The organism is Mycobacterium sp. 852002-30065_SCH5024008 (genome assembly GCF_001665645.1).
Taxonomy (GTDB): Bacteria; Actinomycetota; Actinomycetes; order Mycobacteriales; family Mycobacteriaceae; genus Mycobacterium; species Mycobacterium paraffinicum.
Map to the genome: position 1 here is coordinate 1 of NZ_LZSZ01000022.1, position 24,754 is coordinate 24,754.

At 69.3% G+C, this 24,754-nt stretch carries 6 protein-coding genes, 1 pseudogene and 1 riboswitch; all 7 genes and pseudogenes read right to left on the minus strand.

The features are described from left to right. A pseudogene (locus tag A5781_RS02320) lies at positions 1 to 533 on the minus strand (hypothetical protein); the annotation flags it as partial. Between the two features lie 129 nt (positions 534 to 662). Then, on the minus strand, positions 663 to 3,785 hold the full coding sequence (ileS, locus tag A5781_RS02325) for an isoleucine--tRNA ligase (protein ID WP_156624315.1): 3,123 nt from the start codon (positions 3,783 to 3,785) through the stop codon (positions 663 to 665). 339 nt (positions 3,786 to 4,124) lie between these two features. After that, positions 4,125 to 4,361 (minus strand): Rv1535 family protein, encoded by a 237-nt coding sequence (locus A5781_RS02330; RefSeq protein WP_067200575.1) that lies wholly within the window; start codon positions 4,359 to 4,361, stop codon positions 4,125 to 4,127. A gap of 289 nt (positions 4,362 to 4,650) precedes the next feature. After that, positions 4,651 to 4,820: riboswitch (M-box (ykoK) riboswitch) on the minus strand. Between the two features lie 214 nt (positions 4,821 to 5,034). Next, positions 5,035 to 6,159, minus strand: coding sequence for a nitronate monooxygenase family protein (locus tag A5781_RS02335; RefSeq protein ID WP_067200578.1), 1,125 nt, complete (start codon positions 6,157 to 6,159; stop codon positions 5,035 to 5,037). A 32-nt stretch (positions 6,160 to 6,191) separates the two neighbouring features. Beyond that, on the minus strand, positions 6,192 to 6,773 hold the full coding sequence (locus A5781_RS02340; protein WP_067200682.1) for a carboxymuconolactone decarboxylase family protein: 582 nt from the start codon (positions 6,771 to 6,773) through the stop codon (positions 6,192 to 6,194). 83 nt (positions 6,774 to 6,856) lie between these two features. Beyond that, a complete protein-coding gene (locus tag A5781_RS02345) occupies positions 6,857 to 14,503 on the minus strand; it encodes a non-ribosomal peptide synthetase (RefSeq protein ID WP_067200582.1) in 7,647 nt (2,548 codons plus the stop codon). Continuing rightward, positions 14,500 to 24,747: a non-ribosomal peptide synthetase gene (locus A5781_RS02350; protein ID WP_067200585.1), complete on the minus strand. Its 10,248-nt coding sequence runs from the start codon at positions 24,745 to 24,747 to the stop codon at positions 14,500 to 14,502. The genes A5781_RS02345 and A5781_RS02350 overlap by 4 nt, the downstream gene beginning before the upstream one ends. Between the last annotated feature and the right edge of the window lie 7 nt (positions 24,748 to 24,754).

Below are 24,754 nucleotides of genomic sequence, written 5' to 3' on the forward strand. Positions count from 1 at the left end.
GATGTGTATAAGAGACAGACGCCCGGATCGGCCGGGGCAGGGGGTGCGGCCGGGGCCGCCGGCGCCGGTGCGGGCACGATCACGACGGGCGCATCCCCACGGCTGACGGGTCCGGGCGAGACCTGAGCGGCGTCAGCAGGGGCGGCCGCCGACGGCGGGGCCGGCGCCACGGGCGGCGGCGCAACCGCGCTGGGGGCCTGGGGCGTCACCGAGCCGACGCTGGAATTCGGAACCACGACGGCGGGCTTGTGCTCCTTGGAGCCCGGCCCGTCGACGAGCAGCAGGCCGAGCCCGGCGACCGCTCCGAGCGCCGCGACCACGGCCCCGGCGAGCAGGGCGTTCGTCCCCCTCGAGCGCGGCTTCGCGATCACGGTCGTGGCCGGAGAATCCTCAGACTCGACGGGTTGGACAAGGGAATCGTCCTCGATCGTGGGGTCGCCCAGCGGGCTCGACGCCCACGCCTCGGCGACGGTCAGATCTTCGTACGGGAGGGCGGCGAAGGTCGTCGACCGGAAGTCTTCGATGGTGCTCATGGCGTGTTCCTTAACTGTGGTCGCGACCCCCGGTGGGCCGCCGTCACAGGTACGAGCAGCCAGCCCGGATGCCTCGGACACTTTTTTCGGAACTTTTTTCGAAAACCCACGACCGGGGTTCTGAGCCCGCTACACCTTGGCGATGCTCACCCGCACGCCGTCACCGATGTCGGCGCCGCCGGCCGGCTCGCCGAATTCGAAGCTGGTGGCCAGGATCTCACCGGCGATCAGCTCGCGGTGCGTGCGCGCCCAGTCCGCCCGCTCGGCCGGCACCGACATCACCACGGAGATCCGATCGGACACGTCCAGGCCGGTGGACTTGCGCAGCTCCTGCAGCTCGCGGATGCGGTCCTTGGCCCAACCCTCGGCCTCCAGCTCCGGGGTGACGGTGCCGTCCAGCACCACCAGCCCCGCCCCGTCGGGCAGCGCCGCGGTGAACTCGGGGTCTGCGGCGACCAGCCGCGAGCTGTACTCCTCGGGTTGCAGCACCGCGGGGCCCGCCGTCAGCGTGCCGTCGGGGTTGACGACGCCCTCCCCCGCCTTCACGGCCTTGATGGCGGCCTGCACCTCCTTGCCCAGCCGCGGCCCGGCCACCCGGGCGTTGACGGTGAGCTCGAACCGCCCGTAGGTGTCGATGGCGTCGGTCAACTCGACGCTCTTGACGTTGAGTTCGTCGGCGATCAGGTCGGCGAACGGCGCCAGCCGCTGCGGATCATCCACCGCCACAGTCAGTTTCGGTAGCGGCAGGCGCACCCGCAGCTTCTTGGCCTTGCGCAGGGACGACGCCGCCGAGCACACCTCGCGGACCTGATCCATCGCGGCGACCAGGTCGGGGTCCGCGGGCACCACACCTTCTTGCGGCCAGTCGGTCAGGTGCACCGAGCGCCCGCCGGTGAGACCGCGCCAGATGATCTCGGTGACCGACGGAAGCAGCGGCGCGGCTAGCCGGGCCGTCACCTCGAGCACGGTGTGCAGGGTATCGATGGCGTCGGCATCTTCCTCCCAGAACCGTGAACGCGACCGCCGCACATACCAATTCGTCAACGCCTCGGTGAACTGCCGCAGCTGCTCGCAGGCCCGGGAGATGTCGCAGGTGTCCATTTCCCGGGTGAGGTTGTCACGCAGTTCAGCGAGCTTGGCCAGGATGTAGCGGTCCAGGACCTGCCGCGAATCGGCGCGCCAGGTGCCGACTTTGGGCGCGTAGAGGGCCAGGAAGCTGTAGGCGTTCCACAACGGCAGCAGGACCTGGCGCACACCCTCGCGGATGCCCTGCTCGGTGACGATCAGGTTGCCCCCGCGCAGGATCGGCGAGGCCATCAGGAACCACCGCATGGCGTCGGAGCCGTCGCGGTCGAACACCTCGGACACGTCCGGGTAGTTGCGCAGCGACTTGCTCATCTTCTGCCCGTCGGAGCCCAGCACAATCCCATGCGCCACACAGGTTTTGAATGATGGCCGGTCGAAGAGCGCGGTGGCCAGCACGTGCAGCGTGTAGAACCAGCCGCGGGTCTGGCCGATGTATTCGACGATGAAGTCGCCCGGGTAGTGGGTGTCGAACCAGTCGCGGTTCTCGAACGGGTAATGCACCTGGGCATACGGCATCGAGCCCGAGTCGAACCACACGTCAAGCACGTCGGGGATGCGCCGCATGGTGCTGCGGCCGGTCGGGTCGTCGGGATTGGGACGAGTCAGCTCGTCGATGTAGGGCCGGTGCAGGTTGGTGGGCCGCACCCCGAAGTCGCGCTCCAGCTCGTCGAGGCTGCCGTAGACGTCGATGCGCGGGTAGGCCGGGTCATCGGACTTCCACACCGGAATCGGACTGCCCCAGTAGCGATTTCGGGAGATCGACCAGTCGCGGGCGCCCTGCAGCCACTTGCCGAACTGGCCGTCCTTGACGTGTTCGGGGTACCAGGTGATCTGCTGGTTGAGTTCGACCATCCGGTCGCGGAAGGCCGTGACGGTGACGAACCAGGACGAGACGGCCCGGTAGATCAGCGGATTGCGGCAGCGCCAGCAGTGCGGATAGGGGTGCTCGTAGGTCTCGTGGCGCAGCAGCACCGCGCCGTTGGCCGCCGCCGGGCCGGTGCCGTTCTTCAGGTCGCGGATGATGTGCGGGTTGGCATCAAAGACGTGCTGCCCCTGGTAATCCGGCACGGTGGCGTCGAAGCGGCCCTTGGAATCGACCGGGGTGACGGGCACGATGCCGACCTTGTCGGTGGTCGCCATGTCGTCCTCGCCGTAGGCCGGGGCCATGTGCACGATGCCGGTGCCGTCCTCGGTGGTGACGAACTCCCCGGGCAGCACCTGAAAAGCCTTGGGGCTGTCCATGAAATACGGGAAGGGTGGCACATAGCGCGTACCGAGCAGCTCCGCCCCGGAGCGGGCGCTCAGGATCTCGGGTTCTTCGCCGAGCTCGCGGGCGTAGGCGGCCAGCCTCGGCTCGGCCAGCACGAAACGCTGATCGCCGGCCCGGACCTCGACGTAGCTGACCTCGGGGTTGACCGCGACCGCCAGGTTCGACGGCAGGGTCCACGGCGTCGTCGTCCACACCAGCAGGTGCGCGCCGTCCAGCGCACCGCCGACCACTTTGAATCCCACGGTGAGCGCCGGGTCTTGGCGGCTCTGGTAGACGTCGTCGTCCATGCGCAATTCGTGGTTGGACAGCGGGGTTTCGTCGCGCCAGCAGTAGGGCAGGACGCGGTAGCCCTCGTAGGCCAGGCCCTTGTCCCAGAGTTGCTTGAACGCCCAGATCACCGACTCCATGTAGGACAGGTCGAGCGTCTTGTAGTCGTTGTCGAAGTCGACCCAGCGGGCCTGGCGGGTGACATAGGCCTGCCACTCGTCGGTGTAGCGCAACACCGATTCCCGGCACGCGTCGTTGAACGCGGCGATCCCCATGTCGTCGATCTGCGATTTGTCGTTGATGCCCAGCTGGCGCTCGACCTCGAGTTCGGCGGGCAACCCGTGGGTGTCCCAGCCGAAACGACGCTCCACCTTGTAGCCGCGCATGGTGCGGTACCGCGGAACGATGTCCTTCACGTAGCCGGTGAGCAGGTGCCCGTAGTGCGGCAGCCCGTTGGCGAAGGGCGGGCCGTCGTAGAAGACGTATTCCGGGGCGCCCTCGCGGTGGGCGATGCTGGCCCGGAAGGTGTCGTCGCGGGCCCAGTAGTCGAGGACCTCGAGTTCGAGGGCCGGGAAGTCGGGCGCGCCGCCGGCCAGTTTCGGATAGGCCTTGACGTCAGCGTTCTCGATCACGTGGTGCGTCGTCTCCTGTGCCTCAGTGCCGTTGGGCACTGGTAGCGCCTGTTGGGGACGACGACGCGCTGCCTGCGCGAGCGCCGCGGTACCACCCCGCTTGCCACGCTGCCGCGTGGCCGCTCGTTGGAGGCTGTGACGGGCCCACCCGTTCGGTTCTACTGAGCTGGCCAGAGAAAGAAGCCGGCTGTTCTTCCGAAGGCTCCCCGGTGATGCCGGATCAACGCCAGTGGGTCGATTCTACTCAGGCGGAGCACCCCAAGGGGCTACCTGGCCTCAGGAAACACCTGCGGCCGGGTAGCCCCTTGGAGCCACGGTTGGTCGCTGTTCATCGGATCAGGCCTGCACCTCGAGCACACCGACGCGCCACAGGGCCGCGTAGACGTGCCGCAGGGGCACGCTCAACAGGCGGGTGGCGCCCTCCACCAGCGGGTCGCCGGCGACAACGGGCTGCTTGTTGACCTGGCGGGTGGCCTTCTTGGCCGGGGCCTGAGCCGTGTCAGCATCGCGCACCACCGTCAGTGTGCGGGCGGGCGCTTGGGTTACCACTTCGTCGTAGAGAGCTGCGGTCATGGTCGCCTCCTGGAGGGGATTTCTAACGGGGACTAACTGGACTGACGCGTCCCGTCCCGTCGCGGTTCCGATCCCAGAACGCTTGGCCGATAAGCCACTTAGCGTTACGACGCTCAGCTGAGAACGTCGTGCCGGAGACCGGATCGGGACGAGACGGAGTTCGGACTTCGGTCCGGACTGTCGCTGGAACTCATGTGTCCCTCACCTCCTCGCGGTCACGAACGCGTGCGGTTTTCCGCACGCGAATTGCGCGCAGCATGAGGAGCGAAAACCCGACGATCGCCGGAGATCCGCACCCCTCTCGTCAGAGCTTCGGCACCACACGACGTGTCCGGTATTCCGGAAGCCACCTGGGCTCAACCCTTAAGCCGGGAGGAGCTGTCCTGACCCGGGGCGTCTTTCGACGTTCGGGGTCAGTGGCCTGTATTCGTGTAGACGCCTCACCTAACGAGGTGCTTACCCGACCGATAATGCACGACGGGTCCGACCGGGTCAAACTCCTCGGGGCCACGTTTCGCGATCTTTACGTTTTTCCGGGGCGGCTCCACAGGATTCGGCCAGGTTCGAGCTTTTGACCTGCGGGTATGACGCGGCCGGTCGGCACCGATTGTTCATCTTTTGTTTGCCGGCCCCGGCCGGAAGGGGTGTCAAAACCCTTGCGGGGAAAGCCCTGTCACTTCTCGACGAGGCCCTCGAGCCGCCCGATGGTGTCGATGAACTCCTCGACCATGTCGAGCACCACCGTTCGCGTGGGGCGAACCCGGTCGAGCGCCCCGACCACCTGTCCGACGAAGTAGGTGGCCAGCTCGCGCGCCTTGGCGCCGGAATGCGCGGCCGCGGAGTTGATGCGCATCTGCGGCTCGGTGACCAGCGCGGTCTGCAACGGCATGCCGAGCGGGTCGGGCTTTTCCGGGCGCTCCCATTCCTCGGTCCAGGCCGTCCGCAGCATCCGCGCCGGCTTGCCCGTCATCGACCGCGAGCGCACCGTGTCCGAGGAGGTGGCGGCCAGGAACTTGTCCTTGACCACCGGCGGCGTCTCGGCCTCTTCGGTGGTCAGCCACACCGACCCACACCACACGCCTTCGGCGCCGAGGGCCAGCGCCGCCGCGATCTGGCGGCCGCGGGCGATGCCGCCGGCGGCGAGAACGGGGACCGGCGACACGGCATCGACGACCTCGGGAACCAGGACCATGGTGGCGACCTCGCCGGTGTGTCCCCCGGCCTCGGTGCCCTGCGCGACGATCAGGTCAACCCCCGCGGCCGCGTGCCGTTGCGCGTGACGCGTGGTGCCGGCCAGCGCGGCCACCAGCACCTCGCGGTCGTGGGCGCGTTCGACGAGGTCCGCCGGGGGCGGGCCGAGCGCGCTGGCGATCAGCCGGATGTCGTGGGCGAACGCCACCTCCAGCAGCGGCTCGTAGCCCTTGGGCGAGATGTTGAGGCCGCCGGCGGAGGCGCGCGCCTCCTGGGCCGGCGCCGTGATTCCGTAGCGGGCGAGGATGTCGTCGACGAACGCGCGGTGCTCCTCGGGGAGCAGCGCCCGCGCCTGTTTGGCGTCGATGCCGCCTTCGTCCGCGCCGACGTATTTGGGCGGCAGCAGCAGGTCCACCCCGAACGGCTTGCCCCCCGTCTGCTCCTCGATCCAGGTCAGTTCGTTCTGCAGCCGCTGGGGGCTGTGCGCCACCGCGCCGAGGATGCCGAACCCGCCCGCATTGGTCACCGCGGCCACCACATCGCGGCAGTGGCTGAAGGCGCAGATGGGGAACTCGACGCCGAGCATTTCGGCGACTCTGGTACGCATTGCCCGACGCTAGATAGCTATCGATCGATATGTCAATCGACGACGGTGTCCGCGGGCGACCGGCCGTCCGGCGGCCAGCTCGCCACGCCCTCCTCAAGCGGGACCTGGAGGCTGTGCAGGAGCGACGCGACCATCCGCCACGCGCCGATCGCGGTGACGAGCTCGATGAGAACCGTTGTGTCGCCTTGCAATTCACGCTCGCAGGCCGCCCAGCTCGCGGCGCTCACCGCGCCGTCGCGGACCACGTCGTCGGTGGCGGCCAGCACGGCGCGCTCGGTGGGCCCGAACCCGTCGTGTGCCTGCCAGTCGCGCACGCCGAGCAGGTCGTCGGGGGCCACGCCCAGCCTCGAGGCGACGCGCCAGTGCTGCGTCCATTCGTAGTCGCATGCGGTGAGCCAGCCGATCCGCATGATCACCAGCTCGCGCAACCGCGGCTCGAGCGCACCGTGCCAGAGCATGGTGGCGAGCAGGTCGTTGATGGCGCGTGCCAGCGGCGGGTGGTTGAGCAGCACCTGGAAGATGCTCAGTTCGGCCATGTAATTCGGCACGGCCGCTTCGTCGGCGGCGGCCGTGGCTTCGTCGAGCGGCAACCTGGGCACGCGAGCTGTTGTCATGGTGAGCACTTGAGTGTACTGGCGGGCACCGTCCCGATCATCGGCCTGAAAGCCGTTGCCGCAGCCGTGTTTACGAGCAACGCTCAGAGCAGACCGAGCAGCTGCAGGTCGGTGACGTATTTGACGATCACCTGCGGCGAGACGTGCGGGATGTCGTTGTCGGCGCCGATCTTGGCTTCCTGCACCGCGGCCCGGAAACGGTCGGCCGGGGCGAAGGACCCGCTGGCGGGCTCCGGCGCCTGCAGCTGGTTGTAGCCCGGCACCTGCAACATCTGCAGCACCGAGTGCTTCCGCTGCCGCTCCGGCAGCTCGCGCAGCGCGGCCTCGAATCGCTGGAGCCACTCCCCGAAGTCGTCGATCCGCTCGATCGGATAGCCGGCGTCGATCAGCCAGTCGACATACTCGTCGATGCCGATGCCGTCGTCGTGCGGGTTCATCACGTGATACGTCTCGAACCCGTCCATCACCTGGGTGCCCAGCGTGGTGACCGCCTCGGCGACGAACTCCACCGGCAGCGCATCGAAGTGCGCGCGTTGCCGGTTGCCCTCGTCGTCCAACTGGTAGAACGAGCGCGGCGCGATGCCGGTAGCCACCAGGCTCAACACCATCCGGGTGAACATGTCCGACAGGTTGAACTGGCCGGCGTAGCTGGTGTCGGACAGGATCATGTCGGAGCGGAACACCGAGACCGGCAGCCCGCACAGGTCGTGGGCCTCGCGCAGCAACACCTCGCCGGCCCACTTGCTGTTGCCGTAGCCGTTGGCGTAGCTGCCGTCGATCTTGCGGATCGGGCTGATGACCCGGATGTCGGCGTCCTCGGTGAACACCGCCGGGTCGATCTGGCGGCCCACATCGGAGGTCGACACATACGCGTACGGCTTCAGCTTGGTGGTCAGCGCCACCCGGATCAGCTCCGCCGTGCCCACCACGTTGGGCCCGAACAGCTCGCTGTACGGCAGCACGCCGTTGACCAGGGCCGCCGAGTCGACGATCAGGTCGACGGTGTCCGCAAGCCGCTGCCAGGTCTGCTCGTCAAGGCCGAGGTTCGCCGCGTCCTTGTCACCGGCGATGACCTCCAAGTGGTCGGCCGCCAGCCCCTGGAAATACTGCAACAACTGCGGGTCGCCGCTATCGAACGTCTTCTCCAGCCGCTGCCACGCCTCCTCGTCCGAGCCGGCGCGCACCAGGCAGATCAGCTTGCCGTCCACCAGCTCCAGCTGCTCGAGCCACTGCAGCGCCAGGTACCGGCCCAGGAAGCCCGTCGCCCCGGTCAGCAGGACCGTCCGCACCTCCGCGCTCGGGCCGGGCAGCGACGGCGCGCTGCTCAGCGTCGTGGCGTCGATGAACTTGTCCAGCGTCAGATCGCTGGCGTAGACCTGGGTCGCGTCGCGACCGTGCACGGACGCAAAGCTGGAACCGCCGCCCTCGACGTCGTCCACACCGCTGGCATCGCGTTCCGCCCGCTGGCCGAGGCGTCGCACCGACGGCGCCTCGAACAGGGTGCGCACCGAGAGGTTCGCGTCGAGAGCCGTGTTGATCTCGGCGATCACCCGCATCGCGGAAAGCGAATCGCCGCCGAGGTCGAAGAAGGAATCTTCGACCGAAACCCGCTGCAGCCCAAGGACTCCTGCGAAGATCTCGGCCAAGGCCTCTTCGATGGGGGTGGCCGGGGCCCGGTACTCACCACCGGCCTTCTGGTACTCCGGGGCGGGCAGGGCGCGCTTGTCGAGCTTGCCGTTGACGGTCAACGGCAGCGCGTCCAGCACTACCACCGCGACCGGCACCATGTAGGCCGGCAGCCGCTCGCCCAACCGGCCCCGGATCGCGGCCGGATCCGCGGACCCGGTGATGTAGCCGACCAGCCGCTTGTCGCCGGGTCGGTCTTCACGGGCGATCACCGCCGCCTGCTCGACCCCGTCCAGAGCGGCCAGGGCCGCCTGGATTTCGCCGAGCTCGATGCGGTAGCCGCGGATCTTGACCTGCTCGTCGACGCGCCCAAGGTATTGCAGCTGGCCGTCGGCGCCCCAGCGCACCAGGTCGCCCGTGCGATACATGCGCGCACCGGGCGCCCCGAACGGGCATGCCACGAACCGCGAGGCGGTCAGACCCGCCCGGCGCGCATAGCCGGAGGCCACACCGCGGCCTGCGATGTAGAGCTCGCCGACGACGCCTTCGGGCGCCGGCCGCAGCCACTTGTCCAGAACGAACAGCGCCGCCCCCGGGACCGGGGAACCGATCGGCGCTCCCGTGTCGGCGCTCAACGGCGCGCTCATCGCCGCGTACACCGTGCCTTCGGTCGGGCCGTAGGCGTTGATCATCACCCGGCCAGGCGCCCACCGGTCCACCACCTCGGGCGGGCAGGCCTCACCGGCGACAACCAGGGCCGTCGCTTCCAGGCCCTCCGGCGAGAGCATTCCCACCGCCGACGGGGTCTGGCTGAGCACGGTGACGTTCTCCGCGACCAGCAATTCGTGCAGGTCCTTCGGCGAACCGGCCACGGATTCGGGCACCACGACCAGCCGGCCGCCGTGCAACAGTGCGCCGAATATCTCGTGCACCGACACGTCGAAGACGAGCGAGTGCCACTGCGCCCACACGCCCGGGTCCGGCAGGTCGGCGTGCAGTTTCTCCAGCAGCTGGGTGGCGTTGTGGTGGGTGACCGCCACGCCCTTCGGGACACCCGTGGTGCCGGACGTGTAGATCAGGTACGCGATGTCCTCCGGCGACGGCACCGGCAACGCCGTGGCGGGCTGGGTGTCCACCGGCGCGTCGTTGACATCGATGACCAACAGGTCGGAGCCGTCCACCCGGGGCCGCAATTCGGCGGTGGTGACCACGGCGACCGGTGCGGCGTCGGCAAGCACGAACTCGATCCGCGGCGCCGGGACCGCAGGGTCGATCGGCAAGTACGCCGCCCCGGTCTTCAGCACCGCCAGGATCGACACGATCGCCTCGGCCGACCGGGAGAACAGCAGCGCCACGCTTTCGCCCGGGCCCGCGCCGTGCTCGGCGAGCAGGTGGGCCAGCCGGTTCGCGGCCTCGTCGAGTTCCCGATAGGTCAGCGTGCGGCCCTCGAACGTCAGCGCCGGGGCCTCCGGAACACGGGCCACCTGCTCGGCGAACAGCGCCGGGATCGACGCCGTAGCGCCCACCGGCGCGGTCAGCACCGCCCGGTTGCCCCACTCGTCGAGGCGGGCGCGCTCGCCGGCATCCAACACGTCCATCGACGACAGCCGCTGGCTCGAGTCGGCGGTCATCGCCCCCAGCACCCGCTGGAACCGCTCGATCATCGACTCGATCGCGGCGGTATCGAACACGCTGGTGTCGAACTCGACGCGTAGGCCCAGTTCCCGCCCCGGAAGCGCCATGACCGACAGCGGGTAGTGGTTGTATTCGCGGTTGGTGACGTCGGTGATCGCCAGCTCGTGGAAACCCAACGGCACGCTGGTGTCGATCGGGTAGTTCTCGTACAGGAACAGCGTGTCGAACAGCTGGTCGTGACCGGTGACGCGGTGGATCTCGTTCAGCGCCAGGTGCTCGTGCTCGATCGTGTCGTTGTGGGCCCGCTGCAGCTGCTGCAGCAGCTCGGACACCGTGGTGCCCGCGGTGACGTGGGCGCGTACCGGCACGGTGTTGATCAACAAGCCCACCATCGACTCGGCGCCGGCCAGATCCGCAGGCCGACCGGAGACCGCGGTGCCGAAGGCCACGTCATGCTGGCCGGTCAGCCACATCAGCAACTGCGCCCAGGCGCTCTGCAGCACGGTGTTGATCGTGGTGTGGCACGAGCGGGCGAGCTCGCCCAGCGCGCGCGTGGTCTCCGCGGGCAGCCGATACGACTCGACCCCTCGCCGCCCGAGGCCCAATCGGGCTGGCGGACCGACCAGGGTGGGGGCATCGAACCCGGCCAGCACCTCGGCCCACGCCGCGCGGGCGGCCGTGCGGTCCTGAGCCGCGAGCCACGTCAGGTAGCTGCGGTAGGACGCGGGCGCGGGCAACCTGTCCCCGTAGTAGCTGGTGAGGATCTCGCGCAGCATGATCGGCAGCGACCAGCCATCCATCACGATGTGGTGGTTGGTGAGCACGAACCGGTGCCGGTTGTCGGCGGTGCGGATCAACGCGGCCCGGAAGGCCGGCCGGTTGGCGAGGTCGCTGACCGCGCCGCGCTCGGCGGCGCAGAGCTGTTCGATCTTCTCCTCGGGGTCCAGGTCTTCCGCGCCGAGCTGGATGTACCGCCACGCCATGACGGGGTCGGCCGGGACGACCTGCACCGGCTCGCCGAACTGCGGGCAGAAGCGGGCCGCCAGGTTGGGATGCCGGTTGACGACGGTGTGGACGGCCTCGCGCAACCGATGCGGGTCGAGGTCACCGGTGACGGTGATGCCGAGCTGCACCGCATAGACGTCGTCGCCGAGGTCGTGCGCAAAGCTGGCGTGGAAGAGCAGCCCCTGCTGCAACGGGGTCAGCGGCAAGACGTCGGCGACCGCGTATTGCTGGCAGAGGTCGTCGAGCTGCTGCTGGTTCAGGCGAGCGGGGGCGATGTCCGACGGGGTCAGACCGCCACCGCCGCTGCGCACGTGCGCGCAGATGCCGGCCAATGCCTCGAACCACAGCTGGCTCAACCGGCTGACCTGCTCGTGGTCCAGCGCCGAGGGCGCCCACGTCCAGTTGGCCTGCAGGTGCGGGCCGGCCTCGGTGTCCATGGTCCCGGCGTTGAGGTCGACGGTGTGCATCAACGGCATGGGCAGCGCCGCGCTGGCAGCGCCGGTGAACGACAGGCTGTCCTGGCTGATCCGCCACATCTCGCCGGGCAGATCCGCCGCCGCGCCCAGTCGTCCCAGGTAGTTGAACCCGATCACGGGGTCCGACCCGTCCAGGTCCACCTCGTCGTTCATGTACCGCAGCAACCCGTAGGTCAGCGGGTCCGGGAGCGCGCGCAGCTGCTCCTTGGCCTTCTTGACCAGGACCCCGAGCGCGGGGTCACCGGCCATCACCTGCGCCCAGTCCAGTTCGCCGACAGTCAGCGCGACGGGGTACTTGGTGGTGAACCAGCCCACCGTGCGGGACAGGTGGACGTGCGGGCCCAGTTCCTCGTGGCGGCCGTGGCCCTCGACGTCGATGCCGATCGGGGCGCCGGTGCCCACGAACCGCGCCCAGGCCAGCCCGAACGCGATCAACAGGATGTCCTGCACGCCGGCGCGGAACGCCGAGGGCACCTCACCCAGCAGCTGCCGGGTGGTCTCCACATCCAGCGACACCGACAGCTGCTTGGCCGTCTCGTAGGTGTCCACGTCTGGACGCACCGCCGGCAACAGCGCCGGGGTCGCCGCGACCTGCCGCCACGCCTCGGCCTGCTCGATCACCTCGGGGCGCTGGGCGTGCTCCTCCAGCATCGCGGTCCACCTGGCGAACGACGTCCCGGCGGTCGGCAGCGCCACCGGCTGGCCACTGTGGTGCTGGGCCCACGCAATGTTCAAGTCTTCCAACAGGATTCGCCACGACACCCCGTCAACGGCCAGGTGGTGAATGATCAACGCCAGCTGGGCCGTGGATTCCGCCCACACGGCGCGCAGCATGGTCCCCGCCGCGGGGTTGAGCTGCGAGCGCGCCGCCACCAGCGTCGCGTCGGACAGCGCGTGGACGGTGTCCATGCAGGCACCGGCATCGACCGCGCCGACCTCGGGCACCTGCATCGACCAGCCTCCGGCGCCGTCGTCGTCGACGCGCATCCGCAGCGTGGCGTGCCGGTCCAGCAGTGATTGCAGCACCACCCGCACGTCATCGCCGGTGACGCCGGCCGGGGCCTGGACCACCATGGTCTGGTTGAACTGGTCGGTCGGGCCGTCGACTTGCTGCAGCCAGCGCATGATCGGGGTTCCGACCACCGGGCCGATGCCCTCGTCGACGACGTCGTCGTCGGAGGCCACGCCGGCCACCCGGGCCAGCCGGGCCACGGTCTGCTCGACGAAAACGTCGCGCGGGCGGCACACCACGCCGGCCGCGCGGGCGCGTGCCACCACCTGCATCGACAGGATGCTGTCGCCGCCAAGGTCGAAGAACGAGTCGTCGACGCCGACCCGCTCCAGCCCGAGCACCTGGGCGTAGATGGCGGTCAGCGTCTCTTCGACGGCCGTGGACGGCGCGCGGTAATCGCCGTTGGTCTTCTGGTACTCGGGCGCCGGCAACGCCCGCTTGTCGAGTTTGCCGTTGACCGTCAGCGGCAGCGCGTCCAGCACCACGACGGCGGCCGGAACCATGTAGCTGGGCAGCCGCTCGCCCAGCTGGGTGCGAATCTCGGCCGGGTCGGCGGTCCCGGTGATGTAACCGACCAGACGCTTGTCGCCGGGGCGGTCCTCGCGGGCGATCACCGCCGCCTGGTCAACGCCGTCCAGCCCCGCGAGGGCGGTCTGGATTTCGCCCAGCTCGATGCGGTAGCCGCGGATCTTGACCTGCTCGTCGGCGCGGCCGAGGTACTGCAGCTGGCCGTCGATGCCCCAGCGCACCAGGTCGCCCGTGCGATACATCCGCGTCCCCGGCGCCCCGAACGGGCACGCCACAAACCGCGAGGCCGTCAAACCCGCCCGGCGCACATAGCCGGAGGCCACACCGCGGCCGGCGATGTAGAGCTCGCCGACGACGCCCTCCGGCGCCGGGCGCAACCACTTGTCGAGCACGAACAGCGCGGCGCCCGGTACGGGCGAGCCGATCGTCGGCGCCCCCGACTCGGCGCTCAGCGGCGCGCTCATCGATGCGTAGACCGTGCCTTCGGTCGGGCCGTAGGCGTTGATCATCACCCGACGCGGCGCCCACCGGTCCACCACCTCGGACGGGCACGCCTCGCCCGCCACGATCAGTGCCGTCGAATCCAGCCCGTCGGGCGACAGCATCCCCACCGCCGACGGGGTCTGGCACAACACGGTGACCTTCTCCGCGACCAGCAACGCGTGCAGGTCGTCCGGCGAGCCGGCCACCGACTCGGGCACCACCACCAGGCGCCCGCCGTGCAATAGCGGGCCCCAGATCTCCCACACCGACACGTCGAAAACCAGCGAGTGCCACTGCGACCAGACACCCGCCTTCGGCAGGTCGGCGGGCAGCGACTTCAGCAGCTGGGTGACGTTCTGGTGAGTGACCGCCACGCCCTTGGGGGTCCCGGTCGTGCCCGAGGTGTAGATCATGTACGCGATGTCCTCGGGGGCCGGCCCCGGTAGCCGCGAGCTGGGCTGTTCGGCCACCGCGGGATCGTCGACGTCGACGACCAGCAAGTCGAACCCGTCCAGCCGCGCCCGCAACTCGGCCGTCGTGACCGCGGCGACCGGCGCCGCATCGCCGAGCATGAACTCCATTCGCGCCGCCGGGACCGCAGGGTCGATCGGCAGATAGGCCGCGCCGGTCTTGAGGACCGCCAGGATCGACACGATCGCCTCGGCGGACCGCGGCAGGAGCAGCGCCACGCACGCCCCCGGACGCGCGCCATGGTCGGCCAGCAGGTGCGCGAGCCGGTTCGCGGCCTCGTCGAGCCCCTGATACGTCAGCGTGCGGCCCTCGAACGTCAGTGCCTGAGCCTCCGGTACACGCGCGACCTGCTTGTCGAACAACGCCGGAATGGACGCAGCCCCCTTCACCGGCGCGGTCAACACCGCCCGGTTACCCCACTCGTCGAGGCGGTCGTGCTCGCCGCCATCCAGCAAGTCGATCGACAACAATCGCCGCCCTGCACCGACGGTCATGACTGCTCCTCCAAATCTGCGGTCATGGCTTCCAGCACCCGCCGGAACCGCTCGATCAACCTCTCGATTCTGCCTTGGTCGAAGACTTCTGTATCGAATTCGACGCGAAGACCCAGTTCGTGACCCGGCACAGCTTGCACCGACAGCGGGTAGTGGTTGTATTCCCGGTTGGTGAATCCGCTAATAGCCAGCTCGTCGACGGCCGAAAGGGCTGCGGTGTCGATCGGATAGTTCTCGTACACGAACATGGTGTCGAATAATTGGTCGTGTCCCGTTACACGATGGATCTCATTCAGCGCCAAGTGCTGGTGCTCGAGCGTGTCGTTGTAGGCGCTCTGCAGCTGGTTTAGCAGGTCCGCGATGGTGGTTTCGGCGCCGATCGTCGCCCGCACCGGCACCGTGTTGATGAGCAGCCCCACCATCTGGTCGGCGCCGGCCAGCTCGGTCGGGCGCCCCGAGACCGCTGTGCCGAATGTCACGTCGTGCTGGCCGGTCAGCCAGATCAGCAGCTGCGCCCAGGCGGCCTGTAGCACGGTGCTGACGGTGGTGCGGCACGAGCGGGCCAGCTCGCCCAGCGCGCGCGTGGTCTCCGCCGAAACCTGGAATGAGGAGACGCCGCGCGGGCCGAGGCTCATCCGGCCCGCCGGACCGACCAGGGTGGGGGTGTCAAACCCGGCCAGCACCCGCCGCCACGCCGCCTGGGCGGCGCCGCGGTCCTGCGCGGCCAGCCAGGCGACGAACTTGCGGTACGGCACCGGGACCGGCAGCTGCACCCCGTAGTAGGCGGCGAATATCTCCTGCAGCAGGATCGGCTTCGACCAGCCGTCGAGCACGATGTGGTGGTTGGTCAGAACGAACCGGTGCCGGTTGTCGGCGGTGCGGATCAGCGCGGCCCGGAACGGCGGGCGGTCCGCCAGATCGCACACCGCGGCGCGTTCGGCCGCGCAGACCTGCTGGATCTGCCCCTCGGGTTCGGCGTCTTCGGTGTCGAGTTCGACGTAATGCCACGACAGCGCGGGCTCGGCCGAGAGGACCTGCACCGGCTCGCCGAAGTCTTCGACGAAGTGCGCCACCACGTTCGGATGCCGCTTGATCATGGTGTGCACCGCGTCGCGCAGCCGGTGCGGGTCGAGGGCACCGTTCACGCTGATGTCGAGCTGTACGGCGTACAGGTCGTCGCTGCCGTGCGCGCTGCCGGTGTGGAACAGGAGTCCCTGCTGCAACGGGGTCAACGGCAACACGTCGGCGACCGGGTAGCGCTGGCACAGCTCGTCGATGTCCCGCTGAGTCAGCCTCGCGGGAGCGAGGTCCGACGGCGTCAGCCCGCCCCCACCGTTGCGGACGTGGCTGCAGATCCCGCTCAGGGCGTCGAACCACAATTCGCTCAGTCGGCCGACCTGTCCCTCGTCGAGCGCCGAGCGCGCCCAGGTCCAGTTGGCCTGCAGAAGCGGACCCGCGGCGGTGTCCAGCGTGCCGGCGTTGAGCTCGACGGTGTGCGGCAACGGCATGGGCACCGCCGTCGCCGCGCCGGCCGACGCCAGGCTGTCCTGGTCGAGCCGCCACAACTCGCTGGACAGGTCGCCCGCGCCGCCCAGTCGCCCGAGGTAGTTGAACCCGATCACCGGGTCCGACCCGTCCATGTCGACGTCTGGGTTCAGGTAGCGCAGCAGCCCGTAGGTCAGCGTGTCCGGCAGGGCGCGCAATTGTTCCTTGGCGTCCTTGACCAGGGCCCCCAACTCGGCCTCGCCGGCGATGACCTGTCCCCAGGACAGGCCGCCGACCGCCAGCGCGACCGGGTACTTGGTGGTGAACCAGCCCACCGTGCGGGACAGGTCGACCTGCGGGCCGAGTTCCTCGTGACGGCCGTGGCCCTCGACGTCGATGCCGATCGGCGCGCCGGTGCCGACAAACTGCGCCCAGGCCAGCCCGAACGCGATCAGCAAGACGTCCTGCACGCCGGCGTGGAACGCAGCGGGCACCTCGCCCAGCAACAACCGGGTCGTGTCGGAGTCGAGCGACACTGAGAGCTGACCCGCGCTGACGTAGGTGTCGATGCCGGGCCGCACCGCCGGCAACGGCGCCGGCGTCGACGCGATCTGCCGCCAGGCCTCCGCCTGGTCGACGACCTCCGGTCGGCGCGCGTGCTCCGCCAGCAGCGACGACCACCGGGCGAACGACATCCCGCCCACCGGCAGCGCCACCGGCTGGCCGCTGTGGTGCTGTGCCCACGCAATATTCAAGTCTTCCAACAGAATTCGCCACGAAACCCCGTCAACGGCCAGGTGGTGAATGATCAACGCCAGCTGGCCCGTGGAGGGCACCCACACCGCGCGCAGCATCGCACCGCTGGCCGGGTTCAGCTGTGAGACCGCCGCCGACAGCGCCGCATCGGACAACGTCTCCACGGTGTACACACACCCGGCGGCATCCACCACGCCGACCTCGGGCACCCGCAGCGACCAGTCCCCCGCGCCGTCGTCGTCGACCCGCAGCCGCAGCATGGCGTGCCGGTCCAGCAAAGCCTGCAGCACCAGCACCACGTCGGCTTCACTCACCCCCGCCGGGGCCTGCACCACCATGGTCTGGTTGAACTGCTCGACCGGACCGTCGACGCTCTCCAGCCAGTGCATGATCGGCGTCGCGACCACTTCGCCGATGCCCTCGTCGACGACGTCGTCGTCGGTGGCCACGCCGGCCACCCGGGCCAGCCGGGCCACCGTCTGTTCGACGAAGATGTCGCGCGGGCGGCACACCACGCCGGCCGCGCGGGCGCGTGCCACCACCTGCATCGACAGGATGCTGTCACCGCCGAGGTCGAAGAACGAGTCGTCGACCCCGACGCGCTCCACACCCAAGACCTGGGCGTAGATGCCGGCCAAGATCTCCTCGACGGCCGTGCTCGGCGCGCGGTAGTGATCGGCGTCGGAGTACTCGGGCGCCGGCAGCGCGCGGGTGTCGAGTTTGCCGTTGACCGTCAGCGGCAGCGCCTCGAGCACCACGACCGCGGTGGGCACCATGTAGGTCGGCAGCCGCTCGCCGAGCTGGTTGCGGATCTCGGCCGGGTCGGCGGTTCCGGTCACGTAGCCCACCAGCCGCTTGTCGCCGGGGCGGTCCTCGCGGGCGATCACCGCCGCCTCGTTGACCCCGTCCAGCGCCGCCAGCGCCGCATGCACCTCACCGAGCTCGATGCGGTACCCGCGGATCTTGACCTGCTCGTCGGCGCGGCCCATGTATTGCAGCTGACCGTCGGCACCCCAGCGCACCAGGTCCCCGGTGCGATACATCCGCGCCCCGGCCCCGCCGAACGGGCACGCCACGAACCTGGTCGCCGACAACCCCGACCGGCCCACATAGCCATACGCCAGACCGCGCCCGGCCACGTACAACTCACCGACCACACCCTCGGGCACCGGCCGCAACCACCCGTCGAGGACGAAGAAGCCCAGATGCGCCAGCGGCAGGCCGATCGGGCTGGCGTTGGTGTCGACGTCCCCGTCGACGATCTCGCGGAACGAGGCGTGCACCGTGGTCTCGGTGATGCCATACATGTTGATCAGCCGCGGCAGACCCGGGTGGTTGTGCAACCACTTGCCCAGCCGATGCGGCTCGAGCGCCTCGCCACCGAACACCACCGTCTGCAGCTTGAGCTGTTGCCCGAGCTCGGGCGCCAGCGAGTCCGCGGTCTGCAGCGCGTAGAACGCCGACGGCGTCTGGCTCAACACGCTGACCTGCTCGCGAACCAGCATGGCGTGCAGCTCTTCAGGCGAGCGGACCACATTGTCGGGCACGATCACCAGCCGGCCGCCATACAACAGCGACCCGAAGATCTCCCAGACCGAGAAGTCGAACGCCAGCGAGTGGCACTGCGTCCACACCTGCCCGAGCGCCAGCTGCGCGTCCAACGACTCCAGCAGCTGGGTGACGTTGCGGTGCGGCACCGCCACACCCTTCGGGGTGCCGGTGGTGCCGGACGTATAGATGATGTAGGCGATGTTCTCCGCGGACGGCGCCGGCAGCCCGTCGGTGGGTTGGGTCGCGACGGCGGGGTCGTCGAATTCGATGATCTCCAGGTCCGACCCGTCCAGCCGCGACCGCACGTCCGCGGTGGTGATGGCCGCGATCGGCGCGGCGTCGCCAAGCACGAATTCGATCCGCGCCGCCGGCACCGTGGGGTCGACCGGCAGGTAGGCCGCCCCGGTCTTGAGCACCGCCAATATCGCCACCACGGCCTCTGCCGTCCGGGGGAACAGCACCGCGACGCGCTCCCCCGGGCCGGCACCGCGGCTCACCAGCAGGTGGGCCAAACGGTTAGCGGACTCCTCGACCTCGCCATACGACCACGAACGGTCGCCGTGGGTGATGGCCGCCGCCTCCGGTGCGCGGGCCGCCTGGGCGGCGAACAATTCCGGAATCGAGGCCAGCTTCGGCGCCGACTCGGCCAGCACCGCCCGATTGCCCCACTTGTCGAGCCGGCCGTGCTCGGCGGCGTCGAGCAGGTCGATCGAGGACAGGCGGCGGGAGGGATCGGCGGTCATGTCCACCATCACCTGCTGCAACCGCTCGATCAGCGTGTCGATGGCGGCGGCGCTGAACACCTCGGTGTCGAATTCGACGCGCAGGCTCAGTTCGTGGCCCGGAGAAGCCACCACGGACAGCGGGTAGTGGTTGTACTCCCGGCTGCTGAAATCGGTGACGGCCAATTCGTGGACGCCCAACAGCGAGCCCGCGTCGATCGGATAGTTCTCGTAGAGGAAAAGAGTGTCGAACAACTGGTCGTGACCCGTGACGCGATGGATCTCGGGCAGCGCCAGGTGCTCGTAGTCGACGGTGTCGTTGTGCAGGCGTTGCAGCTGGTCGAGCAGCTCGGCGACGGTGGTCGTCGCGGTGATGGTCGCGCGCACCGGCACCGTGTTGATCAGCAGGCCGACCATCGCGTCCGCGCCGGCCAATTCGTGGGGCCGCCCCGAGACCGCGGTGCCGAAGGCCACATCGTGCTGCCCGGTCAGCCACGTCAGCAGCTGCGTCCACGCGCCCTGCAGCACCGTGCTGATGGTGGTGCGGCACGAACGCGCCAGCTCGCCCAGCGCTTTCGTGGTCTCGGCGGGCACATGGAACGCGGCGACGCCGCGCCGCCCGATCTGTCCAAGGGGCCCGACGAGGGTGGGGGTCTCGAAGCCGGCCAGCGCCTGCGCCCATGCCCCTTGCGCGGCGGCGCGGTCCTGGTTGGTCAGCCAGGTGACGAAGCTGCGGTAAGCCGGGGCGGCGGGAAGGCGCTCCCCGTAGTAGCTGGCGAAGATCTCCTGCAGCAGGATGGGCAGCGACCAGCCGTCGACCACGATGTGGTGAATGGTCAGCACGAACCGGTGCCGGTCGGGTGCAGTGCGGATCAGCGCGGCCCGGAACGACGGCTTCTCGGCGAGGTCGCACACCGCGGCGCGCTCGTCGGCGGCCAGCCGCTCGACCTGCTCATCGACATTGCCGTCGTCCAGTTCGACGTACCGCCACGCCATCTGCGGATCGGCCGGGATGACCTGCACCGGCTCCCCGAAATCCTCGGAGAACCGGGCAACCAGGTTCGGGTGCCGCTTGACGGCGGTGTGCACCGCCTCGCGCAGGCGCGCCGCGTCGAGGGCGCCCCTGACGGTGATGCCGAGCTGCACCGCATACAGGTCGTCCATGTCCTGCGCGAAGGCGGTGTGGAACAGCAGTCCCTGCTGAACGGGGGTCAGCGGCAGCACGTCGGCGACGCTGCCTTGCCGGCAGAGCTCGTCGATCTGTTGTTGGCTGAGTCGCGCGGGCGCGAGGTCCGACGGGGTCAACCCACCGCCGCCCGCCTTGACGTGCGCGCAGATGCCGGCCAGCGCCTCAAACCACAACTGGCTCAACCGGTTAACGCGCTCGTGGTCCAGCGCCGACGGGGCCCACGTCCAGTTGGCCTGCAGGTGCGGGCCGGCCTCGGTGTCCATGGTGCCCGCGTTGACTTCCACCGTGTGCGCCAGCGGCATGGGTACCGCGGTGGCCACGGCAGCAACGGCCAAGCTGTCGTGGCTGACCCGCCACAAGTCCTCAGAGAGGTCCGCGCCCGCGCCGAGCCGCCCGAGATAGTTGAACCCGATCACCGGGTCCGCCCCGTCCAGGTCCACCTCGGCGTTCAGGTAGCGCAGCAAGCCGTAGGTCAGGCCGTCGGGCAGGGTGCGCAGCTGTTCCTTGGCGTCCTTGATCACCGCGCCCAGCACCGTCTCGCCGGCCACCACCTGTGACCAGTTCAGCCGGCGGCTCTTGAGCGCCACCGGGTATTTGGTGGTGAACCAGCCGACGGTGCGCGACAGGTCCACCCGGGGAGCCAGTTCTTCCTGGCGCCCATGGCCCTCGACGTCGATGGCGATCGGCGCCGCACCCGTACCCAGGAATTCCGCGAACGCCAGCCCGAAGGCGATCAACAAGATGTCGCCCACGCCGGCGTGGAACGCGGCAGGCACCTCGCCGAGCAGCAGTCGGGTCGTCTCGACGTCCAGCGACACCGAGAGTTGACCGGCAGTCACATAGGTGTCGACATCGGGTTGCACCGCCGGCAACGCCGCCGGGGTGGCCGCCACCTGTCGCCACTCGTCCGCCCGGGCCACCACGTCGGTGCGCTGGGCGTACTCCTCCAGCAGCGACGACCACCGGGCGAACGACGTCCCCGGCGCCAGCAAGGCTATCGGCTGCCCGCTATGATGCTGCGCCCAGGCGATGTTGAAGTCTTCCAACAGGATTCGCCACGACACACCGTCGACGGCGAGGTGGTGGATGATCAGCGCCAGCTGGCCCGTGGGCTCGGCCCACGCCGCGCTGACCATTACCCCGGCGGCCGGGTTCAACCGCGACCGCGCCTCCGCCAACGTCTCTTCGGACAGTGTCTCGACGGCGTGCACGCAGCCGCGCGCGTCCACCGCACCGACCTCGGGCACGTGCAGCGACCAGCCGCCCGCACCGTCGTCGTCGGCGCGCAGCCGCAGCGCGGCGTGGCGATCCAGCAGGGCCTGCAGCACCGCCACCACGTCGGCCTCGCTCGCCCCCGCCGGCGCCTGCACCACCATGGTCTGGTTGAACTGCTCGATCGGCCCCTCGATGCTTTGCAGCCACCGCATGATCGGGGTGGCCACCACCGGCCCGACGCCGTCGTCGGCGACACCGCCCGCGCCGTCGGCCGCCACCTCGGCCACCCGGGCCAGCCGGGCCACCGACTGCTCGACGAACACGTCGCGCGGCCGGAACAGGATCCCCGCCGCACGGGCGCGGGCCACCACCTGCATCGACAGGATGCTGTCGCCACCGAGGTCGAAGAACGGCGCGTCCACACCGACCCGCTCCAGCCCCAGCACCTGGGCGTAGATGTCGGCGAGAATCTCCTCGACCGCGTCGCCCGGGGCGCGGTATTCGGCAGTGGCGTATTCGGGTGCCGGCAGGGCTCGCTTGTCGAGTTTGCCGTTGCCCGTCAAGGGCAGGGCCTCGAGCACCACCACCGCGGCGGGCACCATGTACGGCGGGAGGCGATCGGCCAGCGCGGCCCGGATCGCGGCCGGATCGGCGGTTCCGGTGATGTATCCGACCAGGCGCTTGTCGCCGGGGCGGTCCTCGCGCGCAATCACGGCAGCGCTTTCCACGCCGTCGAGGCCCTTGAGCACCGATTGGATTTCGCCGAGCTCGATGCGGTAGCCGCGGATCTTGACCTGCTCGTCGGAGCGACCGAAGTATTGCAGCTGCCCGTCCTCGCCCCAGCAGACCAGGTCGCCGGTGCGGTACATCCGTGCTCCGGGGCCGCCGAAGGGGTTGGCCACGAACCGGGAAGCCGTCAACCCGGCGCGGCGCACGTATCCGCAGCCGACGCCGCGGCCCGCCAAGTACAGCTCACCGACCACACCGGCCGGCACGGGCTGCAACCACTTGTCCAGCACGAACATGGCCGCGCCCGCGATCGGTGAACCGATCGGCACCACAGCGGATCCGGGGGTCAACGGCTTGCTGATCGATGCGCACACCGTGGTTTCCGTCGGGCCGTAGGCGTCGAGCATCACCCGCCCGGGCGCCGCCCACCGATCCACCACGTCGGCCGGGCAGGCTTCGCCGGCCACCACCAGCGCGGTGGACTCCAGCCCCTCCGCGGGCAACATCGCAACCGACGAAGGGGTCTGGGTGAGCACGCTGACCTTTTCCGCGGCCAGCAGGTCGTGAAGGTCTTCCGGCGAGCTCGCCACCGACTCGGGCACCACCAGCAGGCGCCTGCCCCGCAGCAGGGCGCCGAAGATCTCCCACACCGAGAAGTCGAAGGCCGCGGAATGGCACTGCGTCCACACCTGCCCCTTGGGCAAGCCGGCGTCGAGCGACTCGATCAGCCACGTGACGTTGAGATGAGGAATGGCAACGCCTTTGGGGGTTCCGGTGGTTCCGGAGGTGTAGATGATGTAGGCGATGTTGTCCGCGGCCGGCGCGGGCAGCGCGGTGTTGGGCTGGGTCTCGACGGCCGGGTCGTGCACATCGACGACCAACAGGTCGCGCCCGTCCAGCCGAGAGCGCAGGTCCGCCGTGGTGATCACCGCGCTCGGTCCGGCGTCGGAAAGCACGAATTCCATGCGCGCCGCGGAGTGCGCCGGGTCGATCGGCACGTAGGCAGCACCGGTTTTCAGCACCGCGAGCATCGCCACGATCGCGTCGACGCAGCGGGGGAACATGACCGCCACACATTCATCCGGACCCACGCCATGGCCGGCGAGCAGGTGTGCCAGCCGGTTGGAGGCCTCGTCGAGTTCGCCGTAGGTCAACGACTTGGCGGCGCAGGTCACCGCCGGCGCCTCGGGCGAGCGCTGCACGTGCTCGCCGAACGCCACCGGGATTGACACCGGGGCGGGCGCCGGCTCGGTCAGGGCCGCCCGGTTGCTCCACTCGTCGATTTGGGCCGGCTCGTCGGCGGCCAACAGATCGATGGAGGCCAGCCACCGCTCCGGATCGGCGGTCATCTCCTCCAGCACCTGCTGCATGCGCGCCGCCAAGTCGGCGACGCCGAAGTCCGCGAACGGTTGCCCCGGTCCCGCGGTGCTGAGGAAGAGCTGGTCACCTGCGCCCATGAAGAACAGGCTGAAGTGCCCCACGGGCCCGTGGTTTGTGTACGTCGCCGTCGCCGGGGAGCCGGCGAGGTCCAGCGTGAGCCTCATCGGGAGGAAGTTGATGCCAACCCGGTTCGCCGCCTGCCGCAGGCCGTCGCTCTCGAGGGTGTGCACCGGGAACCGCTGATGTTGCAGCAGCTCCCGGATTCGCGTGTCGACGTGTTTGCAGAAGTCGGCGACGGTAGCCGTGGGCGCGGTGTTCAAGACCAGCGGCACCACCCCGGCGAACATTCCGGGAAGTGTTTTCGACTCCGGACGCACTCGCCGGCTCACCGGGAAGTCGAGTGCCACCTCCGAACCGCTCCCCGACCACGCGCGCACCAAGAGCGCGCACGCCGCGGTGGTGACGGAGAACCGGCGGATGCCCAGCTTCTTGGACAGCTCCTTGATCCGGGTGGTGATGGACGGGTCCAACTGGACGGAAGCTGACGGCGAGTAGTGGTCTTTGCCGCTCGTGGTGTCGGCTGCCGGCCGATCGACCCATGCGGTTTCCGGCGGAAGGTTGTTGCTCCAATACGCCTGATCGTCCAGATAATCGGGCGACGCTTCGTATTGCGACTCGATGTCGACCAAATCCTGCGCCGAACCGAAATAGGCATCGGGAATTGGCTTTCCGGCGACCATCGCCGAATAAATCGTCGAAACCCGACGGCATACCAGCGCCATACCCAATCCGTCGACTGCTATGTGGTGGCAGCAGCCGAACAAGTAGAACTCGGCAGCCTGTGTTTGGAATAACACGAATTTGAACAGCTGGCCGTTCAATGCCATCGGCGTGCGCTGGATCGACGAGGACATCGCGCGGGCTTCCCCCACCGGGTCGGGCGAGGAAGTCAGGTCATGGAACTCGAGCTCGAAGTCCGGGTAGTCGATCGGCTTCTGCACAACCTGGCCGTCGACCTCGAAGAACGACACCCTGCCGGCCTCGGCCTCGGCAACGGCCTGACGGAGGGCGCGCTCGAGGGCATCACGATCCAGCGAACCCTCGATTTTGATCAAGAGCCCGAGCTGCCACTCCGTGCCGACGTAGCCCGTTTCCTGCGAAAGCCAGATGTCCAGCTGTCCGCGCGTCAGCGGAAGTGCGCGATCACCAACTCCCATCGAGTCC

Bases quoted from the DNA above. Each gene is read 5' to 3' on its own strand.
- A5781_RS02340 (WP_067200682.1), bottom strand. From the start codon at position 6,773: ATGACAACAGCTCGCGTGCCCAGGTTGCCGCTCGACGAAGCCACGGCC.
- A5781_RS02350 (WP_067200585.1), bottom strand. From the start codon at position 24,747: ATGGGAGTTGGTGATCGCGCACTTCCGCTGACGCGCGGACAGCTGGAC.
- A5781_RS02330 (WP_067200575.1), bottom strand. From the start codon at position 4,361: ATGACCGCAGCTCTCTACGACGAAGTGGTAACCCAAGCGCCCGCCCGC.
- A5781_RS02335 (WP_067200578.1), bottom strand. From the start codon at position 6,159: ATGCGTACCAGAGTCGCCGAAATGCTCGGCGTCGAGTTCCCCATCTGC.
- A5781_RS02345 (WP_067200582.1), bottom strand. From the start codon at position 14,503: ATGACCGTCGGTGCAGGGCGGCGATTGTTGTCGATCGACTTGCTGGAT.